General features: G+C 40.8%; 17 protein-coding genes. 2 read left to right on the forward strand and 15 right to left on the reverse strand.

Annotated features, from left to right (window positions below; all coding sequences use genetic code 11):
• Positions 1-4: 4 nt before the first annotated feature.
• The 8 genes from HDE68_RS07990 to miaB form a co-directional block, all read right to left on the reverse strand.
• Positions 5-5,383, reverse strand: a complete 5,379-nt coding sequence (locus HDE68_RS07990; RefSeq protein WP_183880736.1) for a PKD domain-containing protein — start codon at positions 5,381-5,383, stop codon at positions 5-7.
• 137 nt (positions 5,384-5,520) lie between these two features.
• Complete coding sequence (gene groL, locus HDE68_RS07995) at positions 5,521-7,161, reverse strand: chaperonin GroEL (protein ID WP_183880738.1); 1,641 nt, start codon at positions 7,159-7,161, stop codon at positions 5,521-5,523.
• Between the two features lie 52 nt (positions 7,162-7,213).
• The gene (groES, locus tag HDE68_RS08000) at positions 7,214-7,507 is read right to left on the reverse strand and encodes a co-chaperone GroES (RefSeq protein ID WP_041878207.1); all 294 of its coding nucleotides are present in this window, start codon (positions 7,505-7,507) and stop codon (positions 7,214-7,216) included.
• Between the two features lie 222 nt (positions 7,508-7,729).
• Positions 7,730-8,089 carry a preprotein translocase subunit SecG gene (secG, locus tag HDE68_RS08005; RefSeq protein ID WP_183880740.1) on the reverse strand — a complete coding sequence of 120 codons (360 nt, stop codon included), beginning with the start codon at positions 8,087-8,089 and terminating at the stop codon, positions 7,730-7,732.
• Positions 8,090-8,103: 14 nt separating this feature from the next.
• Positions 8,104-9,204, reverse strand: a complete 1,101-nt coding sequence (locus tag HDE68_RS08010; RefSeq protein WP_183880742.1) for a hypothetical protein — start codon at positions 9,202-9,204, stop codon at positions 8,104-8,106.
• A 72-nt stretch (positions 9,205-9,276) separates the two neighbouring features.
• A complete protein-coding gene (locus HDE68_RS08015) occupies positions 9,277-9,804 on the reverse strand; it encodes an LptE family protein (RefSeq protein WP_183880744.1) in 528 nt (175 codons plus the stop codon).
• 2 nt (positions 9,805-9,806) lie between these two features.
• Positions 9,807-11,039: a sigma-54 interaction domain-containing protein gene (locus HDE68_RS08020; RefSeq protein ID WP_183880746.1), complete on the reverse strand. Its 1,233-nt coding sequence runs from the start codon at positions 11,037-11,039 to the stop codon at positions 9,807-9,809.
• A gap of 70 nt (positions 11,040-11,109) precedes the next feature.
• A complete protein-coding gene (miaB, locus tag HDE68_RS08025) occupies positions 11,110-12,543 on the reverse strand; it encodes a tRNA (N6-isopentenyl adenosine(37)-C2)-methylthiotransferase MiaB (protein ID WP_183880748.1) in 1,434 nt (477 codons plus the stop codon).
• 186 nt (positions 12,544-12,729) lie between these two features.
• Between miaB and HDE68_RS08030 the strand changes: the two genes are divergently transcribed.
• Positions 12,730-14,517 (forward strand): hypothetical protein, encoded by a 1,788-nt coding sequence (locus HDE68_RS08030; protein ID WP_183880750.1) that lies wholly within the window; start codon positions 12,730-12,732, stop codon positions 14,515-14,517.
• Positions 14,518-14,604: 87 nt separating this feature from the next.
• Positions 14,605-16,392: a hypothetical protein gene (locus HDE68_RS08035; protein WP_183880752.1), complete on the forward strand. Its 1,788-nt coding sequence runs from the start codon at positions 14,605-14,607 to the stop codon at positions 16,390-16,392.
• Positions 16,393-16,607: 215 nt separating this feature from the next.
• Here the strand turns inward: HDE68_RS08035 and HDE68_RS08040 are convergent, their stop codons facing one another.
• The 7 genes from HDE68_RS08040 to HDE68_RS08070 form a co-directional block, all read right to left on the reverse strand.
• Positions 16,608-17,915, reverse strand: a complete 1,308-nt coding sequence (locus HDE68_RS08040) for a M16 family metallopeptidase (RefSeq protein WP_183880754.1) — start codon at positions 17,913-17,915, stop codon at positions 16,608-16,610.
• A 12-nt stretch (positions 17,916-17,927) separates the two neighbouring features.
• On the reverse strand, positions 17,928-19,292 hold the full coding sequence (locus HDE68_RS08045) for a M16 family metallopeptidase (RefSeq protein ID WP_183880756.1): 1,365 nt from the start codon (positions 19,290-19,292) through the stop codon (positions 17,928-17,930).
• A gap of 196 nt (positions 19,293-19,488) precedes the next feature.
• Complete coding sequence (locus HDE68_RS08050; protein ID WP_183880758.1) at positions 19,489-21,606, reverse strand: DPP IV N-terminal domain-containing protein; 2,118 nt, start codon at positions 21,604-21,606, stop codon at positions 19,489-19,491.
• A gap of 164 nt (positions 21,607-21,770) precedes the next feature.
• The gene (locus tag HDE68_RS08055) at positions 21,771-22,514 is read right to left on the reverse strand and encodes a DUF4377 domain-containing protein (protein WP_183880760.1); all 744 of its coding nucleotides are present in this window, start codon (positions 22,512-22,514) and stop codon (positions 21,771-21,773) included.
• Between the two features lie 155 nt (positions 22,515-22,669).
• Complete coding sequence (locus HDE68_RS08060; RefSeq protein ID WP_183880762.1) at positions 22,670-23,734, reverse strand: branched-chain amino acid aminotransferase; 1,065 nt, start codon at positions 23,732-23,734, stop codon at positions 22,670-22,672.
• Between the two features lie 115 nt (positions 23,735-23,849).
• Positions 23,850-24,809 (reverse strand): tryptophan 2,3-dioxygenase family protein, encoded by a 960-nt coding sequence (locus HDE68_RS08065; RefSeq protein ID WP_183880764.1) that lies wholly within the window; start codon positions 24,807-24,809, stop codon positions 23,850-23,852.
• Positions 24,809-26,107: an HAD-IB family phosphatase gene (locus HDE68_RS08070; RefSeq protein WP_183880766.1), complete on the reverse strand. Its 1,299-nt coding sequence runs from the start codon at positions 26,105-26,107 to the stop codon at positions 24,809-24,811. The genes HDE68_RS08065 and HDE68_RS08070 overlap by 1 nt, the downstream gene beginning before the upstream one ends.
• Position 26,108 lies beyond the last annotated feature (1 nt).

Genomic DNA, 26,108 nt, shown 5'->3' on the forward strand with positions numbered 1-26,108 from the left:
CTGGTTATCGGATCAAGTGAATAATTCCTGTTCTTTTTGGTGCTGAAGAGTCATAAGTCATCCCCTTCCATTCAGTACCATTAATCATCTCGACATCAATCTTCCAGAAGTATACGCCTTGTGGGACGGGTGTTCCGTTGAAAATACCATCCCAGCCTTCAGCCGGCCGGCCTTCGTCAAGTTTTGTGGTTTCCCAGAGATCCTGGCCCCATTTGTTAAAAATGCTCATCTTCCATTGCTTAATCCCCGATCCTTTAGCCTTAAAGACCCTGAGTTCAGGAGTTTCACTTCCTGGCATAAATGAATTGGGCAGATATAAATATCCTGGTACACCAGCTATAGTTACCTTTTTAAAAGTACTGGTAAAACATCCCTGCTGATTACTGACTCTTAAGGTAACCACATAGGTCCCTGTATCCGGATAAGTATGTGAAGGGTTCTTTAGAGCAGAAGATTGTTTGTCGCCAAAATCCCATGACCAGGTTCCGGGGTTTCCGGTACTCTCATCCTGAAAATTGAATGTATAATCGGGAATGCTGATCAGTGTTGAAGGCAAAACGTTGAACCGGGCAATAGGTGGGGGGACGATATGGATATATTCGTTCATGACCAGCATATTCGTACAGCCTAAAGTATTGGTTGCCTGTAAGGTGACTGTATAAAACTCCTGCTGTCCGTTAAAGATATGTTTAGGTTCAAATTCGGCGGAGGTAGTGCCATCACCAAAATCCCATAGATAGCTAATCCCGCCCGTACTTGTGTTCTTAAACTGAACCATCAGCCCCGGGCAACCCAGTGTTGCATCTGCCGAGAAGGTAACCGCTGGTTGCGGGAGCACTTTAATCGTTTCGGTAGTTGTGGTGTCAGAGCAGCCATTGGAAGCCGTTAGTGTAACGGTAAAGGTTCCTGAGGTCGTAAAAGTATGGGTAATAACTTCTGGCGCAGTTCTGGTTACCAGTGTGCTCCCATCTCCAAAGTCATATTTAAAGTTGCCTGCCCCTTTGCTGTTGTTATAGAAATTAACTTTCAGCGGTGCACAGCCTTGTTTTTCATCTGCATTCACTACTAATTCCGGTAAAATGGTATTTGGGGATACACGGATGGTATAAGAGCTCTCCTGGCTGCCACAATCATTTTTGGCCAGCATTTTAACCACATAATCTTTTACAGCTCCGGTGATATAGGTATGCGTTACTGATGATTTATCAGTTTTTGTTAATAAAGTACCATCTCCGAAATCATAATAATAGGTGTTTGTTCCTCCCGGTGAGGTGTTGGTAAAAGTCACTTTCATTGGGGAGCAGCCTGTCGTTTTATCGGGAGAAAAAACCGACACCGGCTGCGCTTTAACAAATACACTATTGACTACCGTAGTTACCCCGCAAGAAGTCGTTGCGGTCAGCGAGACATTATACGTGGTATCTTTGCCCAGCGGATCAGGTAAAAAAGTAATCTGGCCCGGCATTACCTGTGTTGTGGTGATCCCATTTCCAAAGTCCCATTTAAAGGTCGCATTGGTTAAAGAAGTAGAGGTATTGATGAAATTGACTTTCAATGGACCACAGCCTTCTTTTGCACTCTGCGTAAAAGCCGGGACAACATTTTCTATCGTACTGAATGTATGGCTGAATTCATCTTGCGTACAACCCAGGCTGCTGGTTACAACCAATTTAATAATCACGGTGGCGTTGCTGTTTTTCATCGTATAACCGGGGAAATTCACACCGGTTCCAAGAAGCGTATTATCAGCATACCAGGTATAGGTATCATTGCGGTCGGGATAAGGAACAGCCTTAAGATCTAAAACAAAAGGGATACAGCCGTTATCTGCTGTAAAAGTATACACTGCTTTAGCATTTGGTTTGATCGTAATTTGAACAGAAGGACTAATACTCTTTAAAGCACCGTTACAGGCTTGCGTGCTTACTTTGCGTCTGTAATAAGTCGTTGTTGTTAATGCTCCCGGACTATAATCCGGGAATACAGCGCCACTGATTTCCGTCCAGGTTATATTATCGGTACCAGATTCCCACTGGTAATTGAAATGACCGTCAGATCCTGCCGGAATATTGCCGGCCAGCGGAACAGGGGCATTGCCTGTACAAATCGTCTGAGCCGTAGCAATCGTATTGCCGGTAATTGGAGGTTGTGCAGTAATGCTGATGCTATTACTTATTTTCGGACAGGGGCCGCTGGTTACTGTTCTTCTGAAGCTTAAAGTTTTGAGCAATTGGAAATTCAGGTCCTTCTGGGTTTGTCCGTCAATTAATGTCCATGTAGTTCCGTTATCCGTACTGCTTTCCCAGCCATAAGTATAAGTCCCATTGCCACCTGTTGGTATGTCTCCTGTAATTGTAATATTTTGCCCATTACAAACCTCTGTACTGTTACTGGTAATGGTATTGCTGATTGGAAGGAGGTTGGTGACCGTTACCTCCGCATAAGTTGGTGTGCAATTGGGTGCCCCTTTGATAGTCCATCTTAAAACATAAGTCTGTCCTGCGGTTAATCCGGTAATGGTAGTCAGCGGGTTTGATGGGTCAGTAATGACGGGTGTTCCTGAAACAGCTGACCACAGGCCGGTCTCCGTGGCTTTTGGGCTGTTTGCTGACAGTGTTGTACTCCGCTGATCACATAAAGTTTGTGCAGGTCCGGCGCTGGCAATGGTAATTGCCGGATCCACTTTTACGGTTACAGTGACTGGGGTACCCTGGCAGCCAGTTGCAGAAACAGGGGTAATTATATAGGTAACAGTCCCCTGTACAGCACTGCTGTTTACTAAAATATCATTGATAGCGGTCAGGGCAGCGGGAACAGGCTGGCTGGTATTTCCACTGATACCCGCAGAGGCCGTGCTTGTCCAGGTATATTTTGTGTTGGTAATTGTTGAACTCAGGGTAATCCCAGCCTGCTCATTACCGCAAACCGTAGGTTGTGCTGTAACAGCAGTGGCCACAGGAATTGGTGTAACAGTTACAGTGAAGGTATAGGGGACGCCATCGCATCCATTGCTCTTGGGTGTAATCGTATAAACGACTATCGTATTGACTGTCGCATTTGTATTCGTAATGACCTCATTGATGGGGCCTGTTCCGGTAGCTGAGAAGCCGGTAGCAAAACCATCAGCATTTACTGCTGTCCAGCTAAAGCTACTTCCTGCTACACTGGATGAAGGGTTATGAAACGCGCTTTGACCAGAACAGATATTCTGTGTCACATTTGTACCCGTATTATTTGGTAAGATTTGAACAGTCAGATTGGCCTCGACCTGTGCACAGGGTGCAGGAAGGCCGGTTTTGACCCTTAAAATCAAAATTGCGGCCCCGGCAATACGTTCGGCAGCTGTAGGGGTATAAGTTGTAGTCAGGCTCCCGGGGGCAGAGAAAACACCTCCATTACCAACCCATTCAAACTGAGTATCCGGGCTGCTATCTGCAATACTACCCTGTAAACTGATTGCCGCATTATAACAGATGGGATTAGACGGCGTTGTTATCGCTGGTACCGGAGATTTTGAAAGCGTAATATTTTGTGTTTTTGTTATAGTGCCGCAATTGTTTTTGTGGGTCAGTGTGATTGTATAGGCTGCATAATCAGTAAAGTTGATGGTCGGATATTTTGTGGATGCTCCATCAGGAGCAACGAAATTAAAGGCGCCTCCGCTAACCGTCCAGTTATAAGTTCCGGTTATTTCATCAGCAGTACCGCTTAAAGTGGTCTGGGTGGGCCCGGCGGTAGGATTAAAAGTGTAATTGCCAGTGGCGCAAAGTTTAACATCCGGCGATAGGGACGCCTGGGGCTGTGTATTGACTACAACCTTTTGCGAAGGGCTGGTTACCGAGCAGGTCCCGGTCTGAATGGCAAGGGTGATATTATAAATTCCAATTTGAGTAAATTTAAATTGCGGGGTAACACTATGCGGATCAAAAGTAACACCTGTTGCAGGGCTAACCGTCCAGGTATAAACAGGAGCAGCAGCCGGGCAGGTATTATCCAGTACAGAAGTATTCACAGGAGTTAGAGTTCCGGGTGTCAGACAAATGGGTGAACTTCCTAAATCAAAGGCTGGTTTTGGAGGGTCCTGTACACAGACAACCTGTTCTGCATCGTCCGGCTGACAGTTGCCGGCACTCTTTGCAGAAAGCCGTATTTTATGTGTGCCTTTAGTGGTGAATACAATATCCGGAATAAAAGAGAATGGTTTATCCACAGCAACGGCAACGCCATCTGCATACCAGGTATAGAATATCTGGTTGTCAGTACAGCCCGAAGAGTTTACATTTGGATTTTGCCCGGCAGTTGACTGATTCGTTACTGTGATATGATCTCCAAGGCAAGCTACCCCCGGTGCGCTGAATTGGTTCATGGGTCTGGATACTACCCTTGCTGTTGTAGAAATAGGCGTGCCGATCGCTCCGCAATAAGGACTGTAAACACCGACATTGATTCCGAAAGCATTATAAGTAGTACTATTGCCTGTTGTATAAGTAAATCCGCAGGATGATTTGGAGAAAGTATGCTGTACCTTATTGTTATTGGATTTGATATCACAAATTGTATACTCATCCGATTTCCCATCCCCCCAGTCTATTCTGTAAGTATTACCCGGAAAATTTGCTGCGATACCAGTTTGCTGATTAACCTCTACACCATATTCAAAAGAACCAATAGGATAACAGACCGTATTGCTGCTGGTAGTTGTAAATGCTGTTACTGCGAGATTATTAATTAAGAAGTAGGCCTGCGTAGCTACCGTTCCATCAGGCGTGGTTGCCTTGACAAAAATAGTATAGTGCGCCTGATTTGCTTTAAAAACATTGGTAGTGGTGGCTGCGGAGTAAGTCAGTACAACCGGTGCCCCTGGATTTAATTCGTTGTTAATCGTTGCAGTTACCTGGTTAGTGCCAGATACATTGGTGAGGTTGAAATCGGTATTGTTTGCGCTGTTACAGGAACCAAAAGTTACCGGATTGTTGCTAATGGTAGAGGCGACACTGTTCAGCCCTGCTGTAACAGGTGTTCCTGCCCTGATTTCAAAAGGAATTGACAAATCGGATACTAAAGCAGGGGTTGAAGATTTAATTCTTACTTTATAGCCTGTGCCGGCGGGGGTGCCAGCTGGTATCAGTCCATTGACAAAAGTAGAATAGAAGCCATTGTAAGAACCAATGTTAATTTCATTGCCGCCAGGGTTAACTAAATACAGGTTAAACGTATTACCGATCCTGATGCAGCTGCCATCTCCAATAGTAAAAGTGGCACTGAGGCTTGAACCGGGCGTATAAGGTCCGGCATCCACCATTCCAATCGTTAGCTGAGCATTGGAATGAAAGGATATAATATTAAGGAAGAGAGCGAAAAAGACAGTTAGAATTTTCCTCATATTGTATCGGTATATCAATTTAGAAAATAGAATCTAATTTTCCAAGTATCTGCCTAACAACGAGTTGAAATTTCTAAAACATAAAAAACCTCCAGTTTTTAGACTGGAGGTTTTAATTAGTGATTAACAGAATTGACTTACATCATTCCGCCCATTCCACCGCCACCCATTGGAGGCATAGCAGAACCACCTGTATTTTCTTCAGGATCATCAGCTAATACACATTCTGTTGTTAACAACATTGCTGCGATAGAAGCTGCGTTTTCTAAAGCTACACGACCAACTTTAGTTGGATCGATAACACCTGCACTGATTAAGTTTTCATAAACATCAGTACGGGCATTGTAACCGAAATCACCTTTACCTTCTTTAACTTTTTGAACTACGATTGAACCTTCAATACCTGCGTTCTGGCAGATTTGACGTAATGGCTCTTCGATAGCGCGTTTAACGATTGCGATACCAGTAGTTTCGTCTTCGTTAGATCCTTTCATGCCTTCTAATGCTTCGATAGCACGGATGAAAGCAACACCACCACCAGCAACAATACCTTCTTCAACAGCCGCACGGGTTGCATGTAAAGCATCATCAACACGGTCTTTTTTCTCTTTCATTTCAACTTCAGAAGCTGCACCTACATAAAGAACTGCAACACCGCCAGCTAATTTAGCTAAACGCTCCTGTAATTTCTCTCTGTCGTAATCAGAAGTAGTCGTTTCGATCTGAGCTTTGATCTGGTTAACACGTGCTTTGATATCATCAGATGAACCAGCACCGTTAATTATAGTAGTATTGTCTTTATCAACAACGATTTTCTCAGCAGTACCTAAATAAGTAAGGTCAGCGTTTTCTAATTTGTAACCTCTTTCTTCAGAAATTACAGTACCACCTGTTAAGATAGCAAGATCTTCTAACATTGCTTTTCTACGGTCACCAAAACCTGGAGCTTTAACAGCAACAACTTTCAGGGAACCACGGATTTTATTTACTACTAAAGTAGCTAAAGCCTCACCATCTAAATCTTCAGCGATGATTAATAATGGTTTACCAGTTTGAACTTGTTTCTCTAAAATTGGCAACAATTCTTTCATGTTGCTGATTTTTTTGTCATAGATCAAAATGTAAGCGTTTTCTAATTCCGCTTCCATTTTATCAGCATTAGTTACAAAGTATGGAGACAAATAACCACGGTCAAATTGCATACCTTCAACTGTTTTTACTTCAGTTTCAGTACCTTTTGCTTCTTCTACAGTGATTACACCATCTTTACCTACTTTACCCATTGCCTCAGCAATCAGTGCACCGATTACTTCATCATTGTTTGCAGAGATAGACGCAACCTGTTTGATTTTGTTGTTGTCTTCACCAACAGTTTGAGACTGAGCTTTTAAGTTTGCTACAATTGCAGTAACAGCTTTATCGATACCACGTTTCAAATCCATTGGATTTGCACCAGCAGCAACGTTTTTAATACCCGCTGTAACGATCGCCTGAGCCAATACAGTTGCAGTTGTTGTTCCGTCACCTGCGATATCTGCAGTTTTAGAAGCAACTTCTTTAACCATTTGAGCACCCATGTTTTCGATTGGGTCTTTTAATTCAATTTCTTTTGCTACAGTAACACCATCTTTAGTGATAGCTGGTGAACCGAATTTTTTATCAATAATTACGTTACGTCCTTTTGGACCTAAGGTTACTTTTACTGCATTAGCCAAAGTATCAACTCCTCTTTTCAGGGCGTCACGGGCTTCTACGTTATATTTTACTTGCTTTGCCATTTGTCAAATTTTTTTTAATATTTGGTGGGTTTCGCCGGAATTAAGCCAGCAATTAAAGAACTGCGTAAAGATCAGTCTCACGCATAATAAGATACTCTTTACCTTCAAAAGTAATTTCAGTACCTCCGTATTTGCCATATAAAACTACATCACCAACCTTAACGCTCAATGGTACTAAGTTTCCAGTTAACTCTGCATATTTACCAGGGCCAACTGCAACTACTGTTCCTTGCTGAGGTTTTTCTTTAGCTGTATCCGGGATATAAATACCCGAAGCAGTTTTTTCTTCGGCAGGAGCAGCTTCAACAACTACTCTATCTGCAATGGGTTTAATGTTTAAAGCCATAACTTAATTATTGTTTTAATTTAAAGGTTAACGTATAAATTCTATAATAACGTTAAAGGCACATCAGTTTTTATGCCAAGGACCTTTGGGTTGCCAAATTTACACAGGCTTGTCAGCTAATAGATTAAGCACCTATTTTTTTTGTGTCAGACTGGCAGGGATAAAACGAAAGAAGCCCGTCAGAAATATTTCTGACGGGCTTCCCGGCTCAGGTAAATGAGCTTATTTTTTTGGTGCTTCCGGCGTAGTTGCAGGAGCAGGAGTTGTAGCTGGTTTTAAACCGCCGCCAATTGGTGAAGGTGTAGGAGTTTTATCCAATTGTTGCTGAATTTTAGAATCACCACCGCCAGTAGCTCCGGTTGATCCTGTTTTTCCAATAGCAGTAATTGCCAGGGAAACAACAACGATTAAAGTTAAAAGAACCCAGGTGCCTTTTTCAAGTACATCACCAGTACGTTGCACGCCGAACATATTGCTGCCCGATCCGCCTGTTGCCAGACCACCGCCTTTAGGATTTTGTATTAAAACAAACAGGCCTAATGCAACACAAATAATGATCAATAAAATAATTAAAAAAAGCATAGTATGTTAAAGGGTTAAATTTTCTTTTCTATAGATTGGATAAGGTCGGCAAAGTAACGTCTTTTTTCTGGAAACTTCAAACTTAATTTTTCATAAGTATCTATCGCCTTGTCGTAAAGCATTTGCTCGATGTAAATATTGGCCAGTGTTTCAGATACCAGGTCATTCTGATCTTCTGCACTTTTCTTGGCCTTGTTTTCATTATCGATCTGCTCTGCTTTAGGAGGCATAATCTGCGGATCGTTTTTGATAAAGCTTTCTATGATCTCAGCGTCTTTTGTTGCCGGTCTGTTTTCTTCTGTGTTTTCCAGTAAAGCGTCGCTTCCTGTCAGGTGGCTTTGTATATGGAAAATGTGCTCTACATATTGCTGCTGTAATTCCTGAGCATTATTCGTTTTAGGCAAAGCATAAGGCTGAAATATACTCTGATGCTCTTTCCTGGTTTTTGCCAGCCACCATAAAAAGGTGTAAGGCAGATTTTCATCATGGTAATTACTAATCTGGCTGGTCTCTGCTTCGGCTGCTGCCACTGATTCATGTTCTTCAATGACTGGTGCTGCTGCAACCTGATCTTCAGCCGCGTTTTCCTGCGGATCAGCAGCTTCGGTACTAAAGTTCTGTTCAAATGCGAAAAAATCTGTAGCAACAATGCTTTCGAATACAAAATCATCCTCCAGAGAATTTTTGCGTTCAGTGGTTTCCTGAGGCCTTAAGTTCTCAGCAGAATGCTCTGAATTTTTAAAAGGACGGTAATTGGTATGATCAGCTTCTGCAATTTCTTCATAAACCTGTTCCAGCTCATCAAAAGCTTCCTGCTCATTTTCTTCTCTTACACCAGGACAGCCATTGACAATCAGGAAATTTGTCTTTGCACGCTCTTTTTTAAACAGAAAGTGGTGCAATAAGGAGCCATGGGTATAGAGTGAAGCCTGAGCAAGCTGATTGGTGTCTTTTGCACGCTGCACATCCGCTTTAGCCAGTAATAAATGTAAAGGTTGATAATAAGGGTATACCTCCAACAAATTACTCAACATAGCAGAATGCTGCGGAGATACCTTTTGAGGGTCCGCAATTAATTCAGCAAGTTGTTGTTGTATGTCTTTATCCAGCTCCACGAGACTAAGTTAATAATTGAAATTCATTTTCATGAGTATAATAATTGTTTTACATCCGTTTCTTCCGGCACATTACCATTGCGCAAAAGCCCGGTTGAATATATCCTCACTAAGTTGAGCGATGATGTCCTTGTTTAACTGGTTCTGAACCGACTCTAAACTCTGTGACCCCATATTGAACTCTCTGAATTTTTCAAACGACTCTTCAAAACTTTGCTTAGGGCTCAGGTTGTTTGTGTATTTTACACTTACCCTGATCGTCAGTCTGTTTGCACCTGCGGTTGGTGCATTGTTGTTTTGCAGGGCGACTGGCTTGATATCGTAACCCGTAATTCTACCTTCAAAAATTGCATCAGCGTTATTTTGGGTAACAGCCAGGCGTGTCTGATTCCGGATACGCAGTTTTAATGCCTCAGTAAAATCGGCACTTAATGTTGGAATAACCAATGGGGCATTATTCTCAAAATAGGCTACGGTCACTGTTTTCATCTCTGCCGGAATCGAAGCTCCGTTTAATTTTACTGAACAGGAGTTCAACAAAGTGACTGCGGGAAGCAAAAGCAGTAAACATATTTTTTTTATCGGTGTAGATTGTTTCATCACTAATTTAAATTTAGTTCCTTGATTTTTCTATACAATGTACGTTCTGAAATCCCCAGTTCCTGGGCTGCAAATTTACGTTTGCCTTTATGCTTTTTAAGTGCTTTTTTAATCAGGTCAGACTCCTTGTCAATCAGAGAAAGTGATTCTTCCACCTCTTCTGCGTCATGCGTGTAGTTATAATCGACAGGTGTGTTTTGCGGAGACTTTTTAATGGTGAAAGTAGATTCATTGTTGACCGTCTGATCTACTTCCTGGTAAAGCTGATTGATATAATGCGGGTTCTCTTCCATAATATGTGAAGTATTTCCACCACTCTGAATAATCTCAGCAACCAGTTTTTTAAGATCCATCATATCCTTTTTCATATCGAAAAGGACTTTATAAAGGATATCTCTTTCAGAAAAATCTTCTTTATTATTTCCATTTAAAGCCACCGGCAAATTGCTGCCGCCTTCATTCGGAATATAATTCAATAAAGCACCAGCTGTTACATTGCGGTCTTTCTCCAGGACACAAATCTGCTCTGCAATATTTTTAAGCTGTCTTACGTTTCCAGGCCAGCTGTAATTACTCAGCATTTGTATCGCATCCGGTTCCAGGTGGATACCCGGACTGCGGTATTTATCACTGAAATCGGCCGAAAACTTTCTGAACAGCAGGAAGATATCTTCCTTACGTTCATGTAAAGCAGGGATACGCAAAGGGACAGTGTTCAAACGATAATATAAATCCTCACGGAACTTACCAGATTTTACCCTGTTGTATACATCTACGTTTGTTGCTGCAATAATACGGACATCAGTCTTCTGTACTTTAGAAGAACCTACACGTAAGTATTCGCCGCTTTCTAATATCCTTAATAAACGTGCCTGCGTGCCTAAAGGCAGTTCTGCAACCTCATCTAAAAAGATTGTACCTCCATTCGCAACCTCAAAATATCCTTTACGGGCTTCATGTGCACCTGTAAAAGAGCCTTTCTCATGTCCGAACAATTCTGAATCTATTGTGCCTTCCGGAATTGCACCACAGTTTACGGCAATAAAAGCACCATGTTTACGGGTGCTCATCTGATGGATAATGTGTGAAAAGACTTCCTTTCCACTACCACTTTCCCCAGTAATTAATACCGACATATCCGTTGGTGCTACTTGTCTGGCAATATCAATAGCACGGTTTAAAAGTGGGGAACCACCAATAATACCAAATCGGTTTTTAATATCTTGTACGTCCAAAATAATTTATATTTAAATATTCATCAGTATAAAATTGTCTTTTAACTGGTTCACCAGGATGTATTTTCTTCTAATCTGTAATTCTGCCCAGTAATGTTGCTGATGTACAACGTTCAATAATGACGTTTACATATTGCCCTGGTCTAACATTTTCTACTGCAGGGAATACAATCATTGCATTCTGGTCATTTCTGCCACAAAGATCTTTGTCAGATTTTTTAGAGAAACCTTCTACCAGAATCCTAACGGTCTTTCCTACAGACTTTTCTAATCTGTAATGAGAAGTGGCCTGTTGTTTTAACAGAATTTCCTGTAAACGGCGTTTTTTCACGTCTTCGGGAATATCATCTTCCAGTTTTCTTGCTGCCATTGTGCCTGGTCTTTCAGAATAACTGAAACAGAAAGCGAAATCATAGCGTACATAATCCATCATGCTCAATGTTTCCTGATGCTCTTCTTCAGTTTCTGTGCAGAAACCTGCAATAATATCTGTAGAAATTGCGCAATCAGGAATAATATTTCTGATCGCATCTATCCGGTTGATGTACCATTCACGTGTATAAGTACGGTTCATCAGTTCCAATATCCTTGTATTGCCCGATTGTACAGGCAAGTGGATATTGTTACAGATGTTATCATACTTTTTAATGGTATATAATACTTCGTCTGTAATATCTTTAGGATGAGAAGTAGAGAAACGTACACGCAGTTCAGGACTTATCAAAGCTACTTTTTCCAATAACTGGGCAAAGTTAACCATGATCTCTGCTCCATCTTCTGCTTCTTCCTTACCTTTCCATTTGTAAGAGTCAACATTCTGTCCAAGCAAAGTCACCTCTTTATAACCGCGGTCATGCAGGTCCTGCGCTTCGGCCAGAATAGAATGCGGATCACGGCTGCGTTCACGTCCCCTTGTAAAAGGGACTACGCAGAAAGAGCACATATTATCACAACCACGCATAATGGAAATGAAAGCAGTAATGCCGTTTCCATTTAAACGGACAGGGCTGATATCTGCATAAGTCTCTTCTCTTGATAATAAAACATTAATAGCTTTCTGACCTTCACCCACCTGTTCTATCAGCTGTGGCAAATCACGGTAAGCATCAGGTCCTACAACCATATCTACCAATTTCTCTTCTTCAAGGAATTTAGATTTCAAACGTTCAGCCATGCAGCCTAAAACCCCGACAATTAGTTTAGGATTTTTACGTTTTTCTATACCAAACTGTGATAACCGGTTACGGACACGCTGTTCTGCATTTTCCCTGATTGAGCAGGTATTGATAAATATTGCATCTGCTTCCTGATAATTACCTGTAGTTTCAAAACCCTGATCTAATAGGATTGAAGCAACGATTTCACTATCAGCGAAGTTCATCTGGCAACCATAACTTTCAATATATAGCTTTCTGGCATTAAGCAGTTTTGGGGCATCAACAATCAGAGCTTCACCCTGGCGCCCTTCATCATGTGTTTTGTCTGTTAGCTGTAAATCGATCATAAATGGTAACATTCTTAAGGGGACAAAAATACTAAATTTAATTTATAAATGACAAATTGGCAGAATTTAAATAGGAGGGGCAGGCTAAATTATTACCCCCTGTAAACATATAACCGGGTCTTACCCGTTTCAAATATCGAAAACATTATATAGTCCTGATTGTAATCTTAAGGAAAAGATATAAATATGACAGACAAAAGATCAGGGAATAAAAAGATATGGAAATGGATAGCTGCAGTGGTTATCACCCTGGCTGTCATTGTTGGCGGTGCTGCTCTTTACCTCAGTCTGAGCTGGAAGCCGATACTTACAAAGAAGATTAAAGAAGTCGTTTATAAAGGATCGGAACATTTGTATCGAATTGATTTTAAGGATCTTCATTTGAATTTGCTTTCGGGCAGTCTGACCGCCGACAGTATTTTACTCGCTCCTGATACCGCTGTTTTTAATGCAAGAAAGAAAATCGGGACTGCACCAACACACTTATTTCAGGTTAAACTGGCCCGGTTAAGGCTGCGCCGGATAGGGATATTTAAAGTCTATTTTCAAAAAGAGATAGATATGAATGATATCATTCTTGAAAATCCTTCGATCAACATGATCTATAATAAGGTTTATAAAAAGCCGGATACGGTTAAAGATGAACGCAGTCTTTATGAGCGGATCTCAAAAACACTGGCGTCCGTTCATATCAGGGGAATTAAGATTGCAGATGCCGATTTTGATTATATTGATGGGGCAACCGGCCGTTTGCTTAACTCGGTAAAACATCTTAACCTGCAGATCAGGGATTTCAGACTGGATGCGCATGCGGAAGATGATACCACAAGATTTTATTATACTAAAGATGTTTCCTTTGAACTTGCAGGATATCATTCCTTATCAAAAGATAAGCTTTATACGATGAAAGCTGATACCGTTACCGGATCTGCAACAGGCAAAATAATTCGTGTTAAAGGATTTAAAGTAATCCCGATGTACCCTGACCTTGCTTTTAGCAGGAAACTAAAGACTCAGAAAGATCGTTACGACCTGGTCTTTGGACAGATCAGCTTCAAAGGACTTGACTTTATGAAATTTAATACTGATGGTATAATCCATGCACAGAGTTTGAAAATTGAGGATACAGAAGCTAAAGTCTTTATGAACCGGGAAATGCCCCCCGGCCATGCAAATAAAGGGAACAATTTCCCGCATATGGCATTACAGCGATTGTCTTTGCCGGTTACAATCGATACACTCAGGTTAAAAAAGGTGAATGTTGCTTATACAGAGTATAATCCAATAGCGCAGCAACGCGGAACAGTGAATATTGATCATTTGAATGGAAATGTGTTGAATGTGACGAATGATTCCTTATCTCTCGTTAAAAATCATTATGCTGTGGCAGATCTGAATGCCTTGTTAATTAAGGCTGCACAGCTGCATATCCTGATTAATTTTAACCTGTCTTCTAAAATTGGTGCATTTACTTTCAAAGGCAATATCGGGAAACTGGATATGGTCAAATTAAACCCGCTGGCCAAACCACTGGGAATGGTAGAGATTGAAACAGGAAACATACAGAAAATAGATTTTCAGGTCGCTGCGAACGAAAAAGGTTCTGATGGAATTATGCACCTGCATTATACTGATCTGAAAGTGAAGCTGCTTAAAGAGGGGGAAGATGGGAAGCCAGCTAAAAAGAAAGGGTTACTTTCTTTCCTGGCCAATACATTGATTATTAAAGATGCAAACCCTTCTAAAGGAGGTGCATTGCGAACAGCTAAAATTCATTTTGAGCGTCCTGCTGGTGCCTCTTTTTTCAACTTGTTATGGAAAAGTGTTTTTGTCGGTATGCGTGAAACGGTTGGTTTAGGAATAATCCCGATGCAGAGTCCTGAAAAAGGCAGAACAGAAGTTGTCCGCAAAATGAAGGAACGTAAGGAGAAAACAGCTGAAAGGAAGCAGCAGAGCAAAGAAAAAGGAAAATGATTTTGTTTTATAGCATGGTTAAAAAACGTATATTGGAAGAGTCTGTCCGAAATTTAAACAGGCTATAATTTTATTCTCAGGTTAGGCATGATTGGAAAAACCCGAAAAGCATTTACGGTATTTAAGTGGGTTGCCGGAGTCATGTTTCTGCTGTTTGTCGCAGCAGATGCGATGTCCTGGTATCTTAGTGTGAAACTAAGGCCCGTTATTACAAAAGAATTAAAAGATCTGGTGCTGAATGCCACAGATAGTTTATATCGTATTGAGTTTACCAGGGTAAATACTAATTTCCTGCTGGGAAATGCTTCTGTCAGTGATGTAAAGATTATTCCTGATACCAATATTTTCAATAAGCTGATTACCCTGAAGCGCGCACCGAATAATATTTATGAAGTAAGCCTGAATAAACTGACCATCCGGAATTTTCATCCATGGAGGATTTACAGGGACAAAAAGCTGAATGTCGGCCAGCTTTTATTTGAACACCCCAAAGTTGTAATGATCAATAAACAGTTTGATTTTAATGAAAACAGACCTCCAAGACCAAATAAATCACCTTTTGAATATATCTCTAAATTTCTGAAAGAGGTAAGTGTCGATCAGATCAACCTGAAAGATGTGAGCTTCAAATATGTCAATAAGAATGACGCTATACCAGAGGTTGATTCTGTCAATAAACTGGATATTACACTTAAAGACTGGCTGATTGATGAAAAGTCAGCGACAGATCCATCCCGCATTTATTTGTTAAAAGATGTGCTGATTGATTTAAATGATTATCAGTTCGCAACGCCCGATAGTTTATATTATGTCCAGCTGAATGAACTTTCTTTTGCTGCATCTACAGGGAGATTGAATATTAAAAAATTCGGTGTGGTTCCAAGATATTCTGAGATGGATTTCGGACGTAAAGTTGGGTTCTCTAAAGAACGTTTTAATATTCAGCTGAGCGATATTAATCTGAATGGTATTGATCTGCCTTTGTATGTAAAAAAACAGGAGTTAGCCGCCAATGAAATGAATATCGCCAATGGTTATGTATCGGTATTTAATAACAATGACCTCCCTGCGCGTGGTGTAGTACGGATGGGTAAGTTCCCGCATCAGCTTTTACAGCTGGTCAAAGCACCACTGACGGTAAAGAAGTTGAATTTGAGTGATGTGGATATCAGCTATGCTGAATATGATGGAGATAGCAAGCAAAAAGGAACGATCACGTTTGAAAAGACCTCAGGAACGATTTTGAATGTGACGAATGAACAAAAGGTGAAGGCGAAGAATCCTTTTATGATAGCAGACCTGAATACATATATGATGGGACAGGGGAAACTGATGGTTAATTTTAAGTTTGATCTGAATGCTAAGAATGGTGCTTTTTCTTATCGGGGTGAACTGACTAATCTGGATGGAAAAGTGCTGAACAGGATTACTAAACCTTTAGGGATGTTACAGGTGAATAGTGGTGTGGCTAAGAAGTTGAGTTTTAATGTTATTGCTGATGAAGCTAAAGCGAGTGGAGATCTGAGCTTTCAATATCATGATCTGTCAATTGGTTTGCTGAAAAAGGTAGAGGGCAAAAACAGATTGGTTAAATTAGGATTGTTTTCTATGCTGGCAAATTCTCTGGTTATCAGACCGGATAATCCTGACGGGAAAGGGAAAATGGTTTCTGCCGCTATATATTTTCAAAGAGACCCGACAAATTCTTTTTTTAGCTTTATCTGGAAGACCCTGCTGCAGGGGATTAAGTATACGGTTGGGTTGACGCCAGAGAAACAGGCGGAAATTGATGGGCAGATTGCAAAGTTTGAGAAAATGAAGAAGGATAGGGAGTTGAGGAGAGAGGCAAGGAGGAGGCGTCAATTAAAAAAATAGTTTAGACCACATTCCGGCTTCGTCCCCCTGAAGAGGGGAACAGCTATGCCGGAATGTGGTCTAAACTATTTTTTTTCGTGCAACACCATGGTTGATGTGTTATGTGATGGTGCGTTAGTTGTTTACTTGATAGTGCCTTAGTTGGATTATTTGATGGCGCCTTAGTTATTTGCTTGATAGTGCCTTAGTTGAATTATTTGATGAAGCCTTTTGTTTTACTCCGAGTCTTTTTTTGCTACTTTGAAGATTGATTGCGCCACCTCTTCATCACCCAGGTAAATCCAGATGGCCCCTTTAAGGTATTTACTGAGGGCTGCATTTATTTGCTGAAGGGTTACCCTGTTGATGCTGACAATTTTATATTCTTCTAATTTGTAATCCCCAAATACTTCTGCTCTTCCCAGGTCACGGACTATAGCAGTGGAGCTTTCCTGGTGTCTGTAGTAGCTGCTGCGGTGAGACTTTTTTATAACTTCTAAGAAATCAGGGTTATTGATGCCATTGATACGCAGGCTACGATATACTGTGGTTATACCTGTATGGGCTTTAGCAGGCTGTGTAGTACTCACGAAAATAGAGGTGTAAGGTATTTGCTGCATTTGTATGGTCGCACCAGCAGAATAAGAAAGGCCCTGTTTTGTTCGCAGCTCATAATGAAGGCTCCCGCTAAGGGCATCTACTCCCAATAAAAAGGCATAGTAATCGGGACTGTTCAGGGTAGGTGCATTTAGGATGCAGTTCATATAGTTTGTTGCAAGGGAGCGTGACTCCGTTAAGATTTTTTCGCCCTTTAATTCAGTTTGATTGTAGGTGATTGGTGTGTATGGGTATTCCCTGATAGCTGCAAATGATGCTGTAATCTTCTTTTCCAGCTCTTCTTTGGTTATTCTTCCTGCAACAACCAGGAACATGTTTTTCTTGTTCAGCAGCTTGTTATGGTAATAAATGCTTGTACTGTCTGCTGTCTGCCGGCCAATGCTCTCTACTGTACCCATTGGGTCTGTAGCATAGGGAGTGCCGTAAAACATGGCAGCAGCTGAAAGTTGTTCCATCCTCTCTTCAGGATCGGATTCCTTCGCATGGATCGAAGAGATAGCTTTGGCTTTAAGCTTTTGGAAATCTACAGGGTCAAATATAGGGTTGATGACAGCATCAGCAAATAGTTTCCACCCCTGGTCGAAATACTTGTCTGTACAATTCATACTGATTGTTCCGTAGTCTTTTTCTGCATCTCCTTTGATCTCAATCCCATACTCATCTGCCAGTTCATGATAATCATGGGCACTATAATTTTTTGTTCCACAGGAAGATGCTGCCGCAAGGGCCAGATACTCTATCCCGGCCTGCTCTGGAGCATAGTTCATTACCCCGCCCCTGTAGTACATACTTATGCTCAGGGTTTCTTTTTGTGTAGGCCTGAAAATTACTTTAAGCCCGTTGACCTCAAATAGCCGGGCCTTATTCTGTGCATGAAGCGGGATGATAAAGAAAGATAAAAGTGTTATTAATAGAGAACGTTTCATAAAAATGCCTGATTATTTTGAATGGAAGAATTCCTGAGGTTTAACTTTACTTACACTTTCGCTGTTGAGCATCATTCCAGCGCAATAAGGTTTATCCCTGATGTATTTCCTGATGTAATCAACCAGATCTTTTCGGGTGATCTTATTCAGGTTTTCTTCGTAATGTAAGTAATAGTCTACAGAGGCTGATGCCCACCAAAAGGATAACAGATGTGAGTAATCTGAGGTTACTTCTCTTTCTCTTATCTGCTTGATAGAAAGTAAACGTTTAGCTCTTTCAATCTGGGCATCTGATAAATAATCTTCCCGATCCCAAAGCGAAATCTGCCGCAGCACTTCCTGATAACAAGCTTCAATCTTGTCCGGGTTCGGACTAACCATAAAGCTGATCGGACCGGTATACTTCTGTGTATAATAATTAACATCTGCAGTTTGTGCGAGGCCAGAATTGATGAGCGCCTTCTTCATTTTTGATCCGTTCTGATTCACGATGAGTGAGAAGACGTCAGCAGCATAGGTTCCCGGAATATCCCCCCTGGTATCAGGCCCATGCCAGCTAAATAGTAAATATGGGTTCTGACTGTGCTGTGATTCGACAATATAATAGTCATTGGCCCTGAGTGGCTTGAACTCAGGAACAGGCCATTTTTGAAAGGGATCTGCACCCAGGCTTTTCCAGCTGCCGAAAATGTTTTCTGCCTGCTGAAAGGCTTCTTCAACATTTATATCGCCCGCAATAACCAGAACAGAGTTATCCGGCCAGTAATATTTGTTCTTAATGGAATCCATTTTTGCCGGCGTGGCCGATAAAATTACCTCATGACGGCCAATCACGTTTTTACGGGAATAATTTTCTCCCCACATATGCCTGGAATTAGCCTCTATCAATGCAAATATGGGAGAAGACTCATGTCTTGTAAATTCAGCGTTCACAATCTCATTTTCATTCTTCATATCTGCTTTGGCAAATCTTGGAAACCGGATCGCAGAATTCATGAATTTCATACCCTGCTTAAATTTTTCAGCAGGAAGGGTGAAAAAATAATTGACAACTTCTTCGCGCGTTGTCGCATTGGCATGAATATCCAGCTCATTTATCCTTGCGTTGAAACTATCATAATTGGGATAATCTTTATTCGCTTTGAAAAATAAATGCTCATAAAGATGACTCAATCCATTATACTCGTCTGTCTCTGTACAGGAGCCATTTTTACAGGCTATTTCGAGTGTGACCAATGGGACAGTACTGTCCTGGATCACCAGAATTTCCAGACCATTGGCAAGTTTTTTAGAATGGATGTTTTTGAGCGGTTGCTGAGAGAATGCTACATTCAGACACATTGTAAACAATGCGGTGAAAAACAGTGAAGAGCGCATAATTATAATTTAGAAATATACAAGAGAATATGCTGCGAATCTATTTATAATTCTTGTTAAATAAATATATGTTTACCGAAATAATTCTGGATGTTATAAAAAAAGCATGCCCTTTTAAAGGACATGCTTTTTTTATACGGGCTTTAGTGATAATCGCCTGAGTGTGACTGCAGAATAATTCTGAATCAGACCTCTTTTATTTTAATACTTCCTCAGGAGCTGGTTTATCAAGCAGGTTCGTATAATAGAAGCGTGCGCGTTCTGAAAAGTCATGTTTACTTTTAGCCGGTCTCCAGCTGTGTCTGCCACCAGGGTAAATCATCAGTTCGAAGTGTTTGTTTTCGTCTTCTAATTTATTGATTAGCTGAATCGTGTTTTGCATGTGAACATTGTCATCCATATCACCGTGCATAATACGTAAAAGACCTTTGTATTTAGGGGTATAGGTTAATACAGAAGCATTTTTATAGCCTTCCGGGTTTTCTTGTGGTGTATCCATAAAACGTTCTGCATACACGGTGTCATACAGCTCCCAGCTGGTAACCGGCGCGCCCGAATAACCATAGTCAAAGTAATCTGCTCCAAAAGTCAGGGCCATAGCTGTCATATAACCTCCGTAACTGTGACCAGTGATCAGAAGTTTTTTGTTGTTTACCCACGGTTTTGCTTTTAGCCATTTCGCCGCAGTGATATAGTCTTTCATTTCCCATTTCCCAAGGTTTCTGTGCATCAGGGCTACGCCTTCTTTACCAAATTTACCTGAGGCACGGTGATCGACTTCAATCTGGATGATCCCTTCATTTGCCCACCATTGCAGGTCGGCTTTTTTCCAGGTGTTTTTTACCGTTCCGGCATTAGGGCCACCATAAATACTGAAGATTACCGGATATTGTTTGGTGGCATCAAAATCAACAGGATAGGTAATTACTGCCGGCAAATTATAACCATCATCTGTTGGAATAGTAATCATCTCAGTCTTTCCAATTTTATAGCTGGCGAAATCTGCTGACTTACTGTCTGCAATTTCTTTAATGATCTTTCCGTTGTTGTCTACCAATGTGCGTTTAGGCGGAGTAGATACATTAGAGTAAGTTGTGATAAACTTACTGCCCGAAGGGGACATTTCTACTTCGTGTGTGTAATCACCAAAAGTCAGTCTCTTTAAATCTTTACCATTATAGTTTACACGATATAAATCGGTTCTGGTAGAAGCTTCTTTAAAGGCGGTGAAATAAACCACTTTGTTTTTCTCATCAACTTTAACGAGATCCTTTACCTGCCATTTGCCACTGGTTAAAGGGTTGACCAATTTGCCATCGAGCGTGTACAGGTAATAATGTGCCCATCCGGTTCTATCGGTTTTTAAGATATAATGTTTTTTATCTTCAAGGTAAGTGATACGGCCATCAAAGTCAAGATCTACCCACGAAGGTTGCTTTTCATCATAAATCTCTTTTTTAGCGCCGGTTTCTGGTTTAACAACATAGAATTTCAGGTTGTCCTGTCCACGGTTCATCCATTGTACCATCATATTGCTGCCATCATAACTCCAGTATGGCATACCGAAATACTGATCGTCTTTTTCGTTGAAATCTGCCCATACAATATCACCGCCTGCTGTCGGAACAAATCCTATTTTTACTTCCGGATTTGGATCTCCAGCTTTAGGGTAACGTGTTTTCTCTACATATCCATGCTGTCCGGTTGATCCGTTAAGGGGGACTACAGGCACTTTTGTATCATCGAAATGCATGAAAGCAAGATGTTTGCTATCCGGTGACCACCAGAAAGACCTGTATTCTGTAGGTCTGCCCAATATTTCTTCATAATAAACCCAAGAAGAATAACCATTGTAAATGACATCTGTACCGTCATTCGTATATCTGATCTCTTTACCTGTCAATACATTGACTGCGTACAGGTCATTGTTGCGGGTAAAAGCAACATATTTACCATCTGGCGAAAGTGTAGGGTTTTTCTCCTTATCCGGATTATTGGTTAAACGTTTAGGTTTGGCTTTGCCATATTGAATATAAACGTCGCTATCGATCACCATCACCTCTACATTACTTTTAGACGGTGGGGTATAGGCTGTACGCGCACCAGAGCTGATGTCTATGGTATAGAGTTGATTTTTATCGCCTTTTTCTACAAAATGGTTTTCATCACTCCAGCCATAAATTTTATTCAGATTAGTGGTCAGAGAGGAGCTGCGCCCCTGTGTTTGCTCAAAATTAAGTCTTTGCTGCTGTGCCTGCAGGTTGAAACTGATAGATAATCCGACAGCCAGACTAAATAGTAAAGAATTCTTCATGTTAAAAATTTAGTAGGGGCAAACATAATAAAGCTGATGCGCATTATTTGTATTGTTTAACAGATGTTACCATTAGCAATACAGATCTTCAGCCGGGCCCCGGAATTCTTTAAAGGGAGAGCGTTATTCTTACAGGAGGAAATTATTCTTTAGATGGGTCTGCGTTATTCTTTAGACGGTTCTGTTACAGGGCCGGTTTCCAGATCGGACATGCCAAACATCACGACCAGCTTATTGCCCTGGTAAAGATTTAAAGTCTGATCGGCAATGTCATATCTGAATGTTCTATCGTTCAGCATATTTACCAAATCGTTTTCCAATCTCATTTTTTCTTCAGAACAAGCCATCATAGTACTGCCGATCTGTTTAAAAGTGATTGCACCTTTACTGAATTCATAAGCACCAAAAATGTTGTTACAGCCAGCTGAGCCATTAAACCGCTGATCTTCTCTATGGAAAATCAGGTAGGCAGGGGACTGGTCCTGTGTAATTCCATTCAGCTGGATGAGGTTCCATTTATGGTTAAATACAAAGTTGGCCTCAGCGGTGTTCTGCTGTGTTCCACTACCCTGAGATATTTTTTGTTGTTTGATTACCCTTTTTAGTTTGTACAGGTACATAGAAGCGTCAGCAGGAACATTTGTTCTTTTGGTACGGGTAACTAAAAGTGTGTAGCGATAACCTGGTTTATAGCTGAAACCTGTTATCCCGCCATAGAAAAATTCCCAGTCTTTACTGGTTCTGTATTTGACCAGGTAGCAGGTTTGCGGCCCCATACCTGTGCAGTTTGCGCGTTCTTCTTTGATCACCATCTGGATATCCTCTGCTTTGGTATAACTGGAGAGTCCTGCTATAAAGGCAATGGTCAGAATTAATTTTGTACTGAAATTTTTTAATAGATGTTTCATTGTATGTGTATTCTAATTTACGCTAACATGATGTACAAATGGGACCATTTCCATAAATATAAAAAAAGGGATGCTCATAAACGATGAACATCCCCATTTTTATTTCGAAATTTTTTAGCCTGTAATGCTAAACAATCTCTTTGGTTTATTTTGAATTAAATTGCCCGGTTCCAGCCAAATTCATCAGCTGTAACGCCATAGCGGATATCATTTAATTTTTTAGCGATTGCAATAGAAACGGTACGTGTAGCAGGATCTGTCAGGTTATATTTTTTACCCTCATAAGTGATCTCGCTGATTTGTGTAACCGTAGCAGCAGTACCTACAGCAAAAGCTTCTGTTAATGTACCGTTTTCAATGTTCTCCAGAACTTCCTGTATCATTACCCTTCTTTCCTCTACTTCAATACCCATGCTTTTTGCCAGCAGGATAATTGTATCTCTTGTTACCCCATCCAGAATGGTTTCACGTACTTCGGGAGTTACAATTTTACCATTGATGACAAACATCAGGTTGGCAGCACCAGATTCTTCCAGATACTTGTGTTCTTTAGCGTCTGTCCAGATCAGCTGGTCAAAACCTTCTGCCTGGGCTTCAACTGTCGGAAGCATTGCTCTTGAATAGTTACCTGCTGTTTTTGCAGCACCTACACCACCATCCGCAGAACGGGTATAATGTGTTTCAATTTTAACTTTCAGCGGTTTGCTGTAATAAGGGGCACTTGGATTAGCAAGGATCACAAACTTATAAGTTGATGATGGTCTGACGCCTAAAACAGGGTCTGTGGCAAACATTACAGGTCTCAGGTATAAAGAATAATTCTCTTCAGACGGAACCCATGCTTTATCAATATCAAGTAATGCAGCAATACCCTGCATAAATACTTCTTCAGGAATAGTTGCCATCGCCATGCGGACAGCGGATTTATTGAAACGTGCAAAGTTCTTATCAGCTCTGAATACACTTACACTGCCATCGGCTTGCTTGTAAGCTTTCAAACCTTCAAAAATTGCCTGTCCATAGTGTAACGCAGAAATAGCCGGGCTCATTGGAATAGGGCCGTAAGGAAGGATTTCAAAATTCTTCCACTCACCGTCTTCGTAGTCAGCCACGAACATATGGTCTGTAAAAACTTTTCCAAAAGGCAAGTCAGTGTAATCTGTTTCAGCCAGTCTGGAATGACCAGCTTTTGTGGTTTTTATAGTTAATGTATCTATCACGGTTTCTCTAATTAAATCAGTACAAAATTACGAAATATTCGTCTTATAAAATATTTTATTTCTATTTATGACAGTTTTTCGTTGCAAATCAGGTTCGCTGTCATAAAAAAGGCATTTATTTTTTGATAGTTTTCAGGACGCTCAGTACCCAGGCCTTCCCCCATTCTTCCAGTTGTTCTTCTGTCCACAGAAAGGGGTAAAAGATCCTCTTCTGAAAACGCGGAGGCAGGTATTTCTGCCAGTTTGTGCCCCCGGTAGCAGCGATATCCACAGGATCTCTTTCCAGGTATCTTACCGCAGATTTATAATGTGATAAAGGCCATTCGACATTGACAAACAAATCCAGCTTTCTTAATTCTTCGGCTAACAGGCTTACATCCTGGCCATCGTTAAGGAATTTAGTATATAAAATTGAAAAGTTAGTCTGTTCCCGGTCTTTAACCAACTGCAGAAACTGCGCCGCATATTTATTGATAAACTGTTTTAAAGTCAGCGTTTGTTTTCCGCTGGCCAGTTCGGTTGCTCCAAATTTCCAATAGATGTTTTCAAACTTCTCTTCTATACTTGCACCAGCAAGTTCTTCTCTTTTACTCTTATCAACTAAGCGGGTAAAATCGGTTGCACAGATTTCTATCATCCGGTACTGACCAGATTGAAAACCACTGGCCGGTAATAATGACATCCTGAATTTAAGGAACTGCTCTTTTTCCATTCCATCTACCATGACATCAAAAGAACTGGTCAGGGCATTGAAATAGGCATTGATACGTTTCACACGTGCAGTGAAAAATTCTACTGTTAAAGCAGAATGTTCAGCAATCTGTTTGCATTCATGCAGGCACAGCTTAAAATAAAGCTCTGTAATCTGATGATACATAATGAAAATCTCTTCGTCCGGAAAGGGTGTTTTAGGGCTCTGAAGACTCAATAAGGTGTCCAGGTGGATATAATCCCAATAGGTTAAGAAATCAGCATAGAGCAGCCCGTCAAGATAGGCAGCCATATCCTGGCCCATAGCCTCATACTTTTCCTGTAGTTTATCCAGTTTGCTTTTTATTTCTGGTGTCAGTTCCATTAGTAAAGTACTCTGAATTTTATGGTTTGGTCAATCTTCTTTAAAGATTTAAAAAGGTCTTTGTCATATTCGGCATTGATATCAGTAATGGCATAACCAATCGTAGCATTGGTCATTAAAAACTGACCTACAATATTGATGCTGTGTTTTGCAAAAACAGTATTGATCTGCGCCATAATCCCCGGTACGTTATGGTGTACATGAATCAGGCGGTGTGAAGCGTCAATTCTTGGCAATTGCAGGTTAGGAAAATTACTGCTCAGATAAGTAGTTCCCTTATTCATAAAGTCCAGCATGCGTTTAGGAATAAAATTGGCATTCCTCGGGTTGTTTTTAGGATCTTCAAAAACCACGATACCCATAGCTGTACAGGCTTGTAAGTCCAGTTTACCTGCTGCGGCACCCAAATAACCTATCGTCTTTAGTTTTAATGCGATTTTTAACTTTTCAGGATCCATTTTCTCGCCTTTAGCCAGCAAAATCATATGGACATCCTTCACATATTTATCTTCAAAAGAAGTTTTATGACGAATAGAAAGACCGTCTTTTTTCAAAAGCATCAGGCTTTCTTCCGGAATATCCCCGATAGCCAGACACAAAATCCTGTTTTTAGGGTAAGAAATCGCCCTTGGCAGATTGTTAACATATAAGAACTCATCGAAACTAGGCGTAACATGGTCAGCTCTGCTTACAATACTTTCTCTGGAAATATTTTCTGTAAAAGCGTAAAATTTCTTGATCATCCCGCTTTCACGAAGCTGAAAATCAGAATAACCATCACCAATACCATAAAGTTCTCCCTCCAGGTTAAGGTGCTGCATCAGTTTTACTTTTCCACCTTCTTCGCTCAATGGGTTTGCATGATCATAATCTATAATCTTGCCGTCGCCAGTGGTGACGAAAGTATTGGCGTAAATATTTTCTTTTTTGATATGATACTGGCTTACCACAGGGGTAATAAATTCTTTAAATCCACCGGATACGATCAATACCTGGTCAGCATGTTTTTTAAAGAAAGCTGCATTGCGGGAGAAAGATTTTGATACTTTTTTCTTTAAGCGGGTTATCAGTTGTTTCAAATGATCTTCTGAAGCTTCCAGTAATTTTACTCTTTGCGCCAGACTTTCACTAAATGATAGTTTCCCTTCCATAGCCAGGTTAGTCAGGTCTTCAATCTTCTTGAAGATAGCTTCCTTATCCGGGTGTTTTTTTAGGGAGATACGGGCAAGCTCATCCAGAGCTTCTACCTGTGTGAAAGTGCTGTCGAAATCAATGATGTAAATATTCTTTTGCTTCATT

This window comes from Pedobacter cryoconitis, from assembly GCF_014200605.1.
GTDB lineage: Bacteria > Bacteroidota > Bacteroidia > Sphingobacteriales > Sphingobacteriaceae > Pedobacter > Pedobacter cryoconitis_B.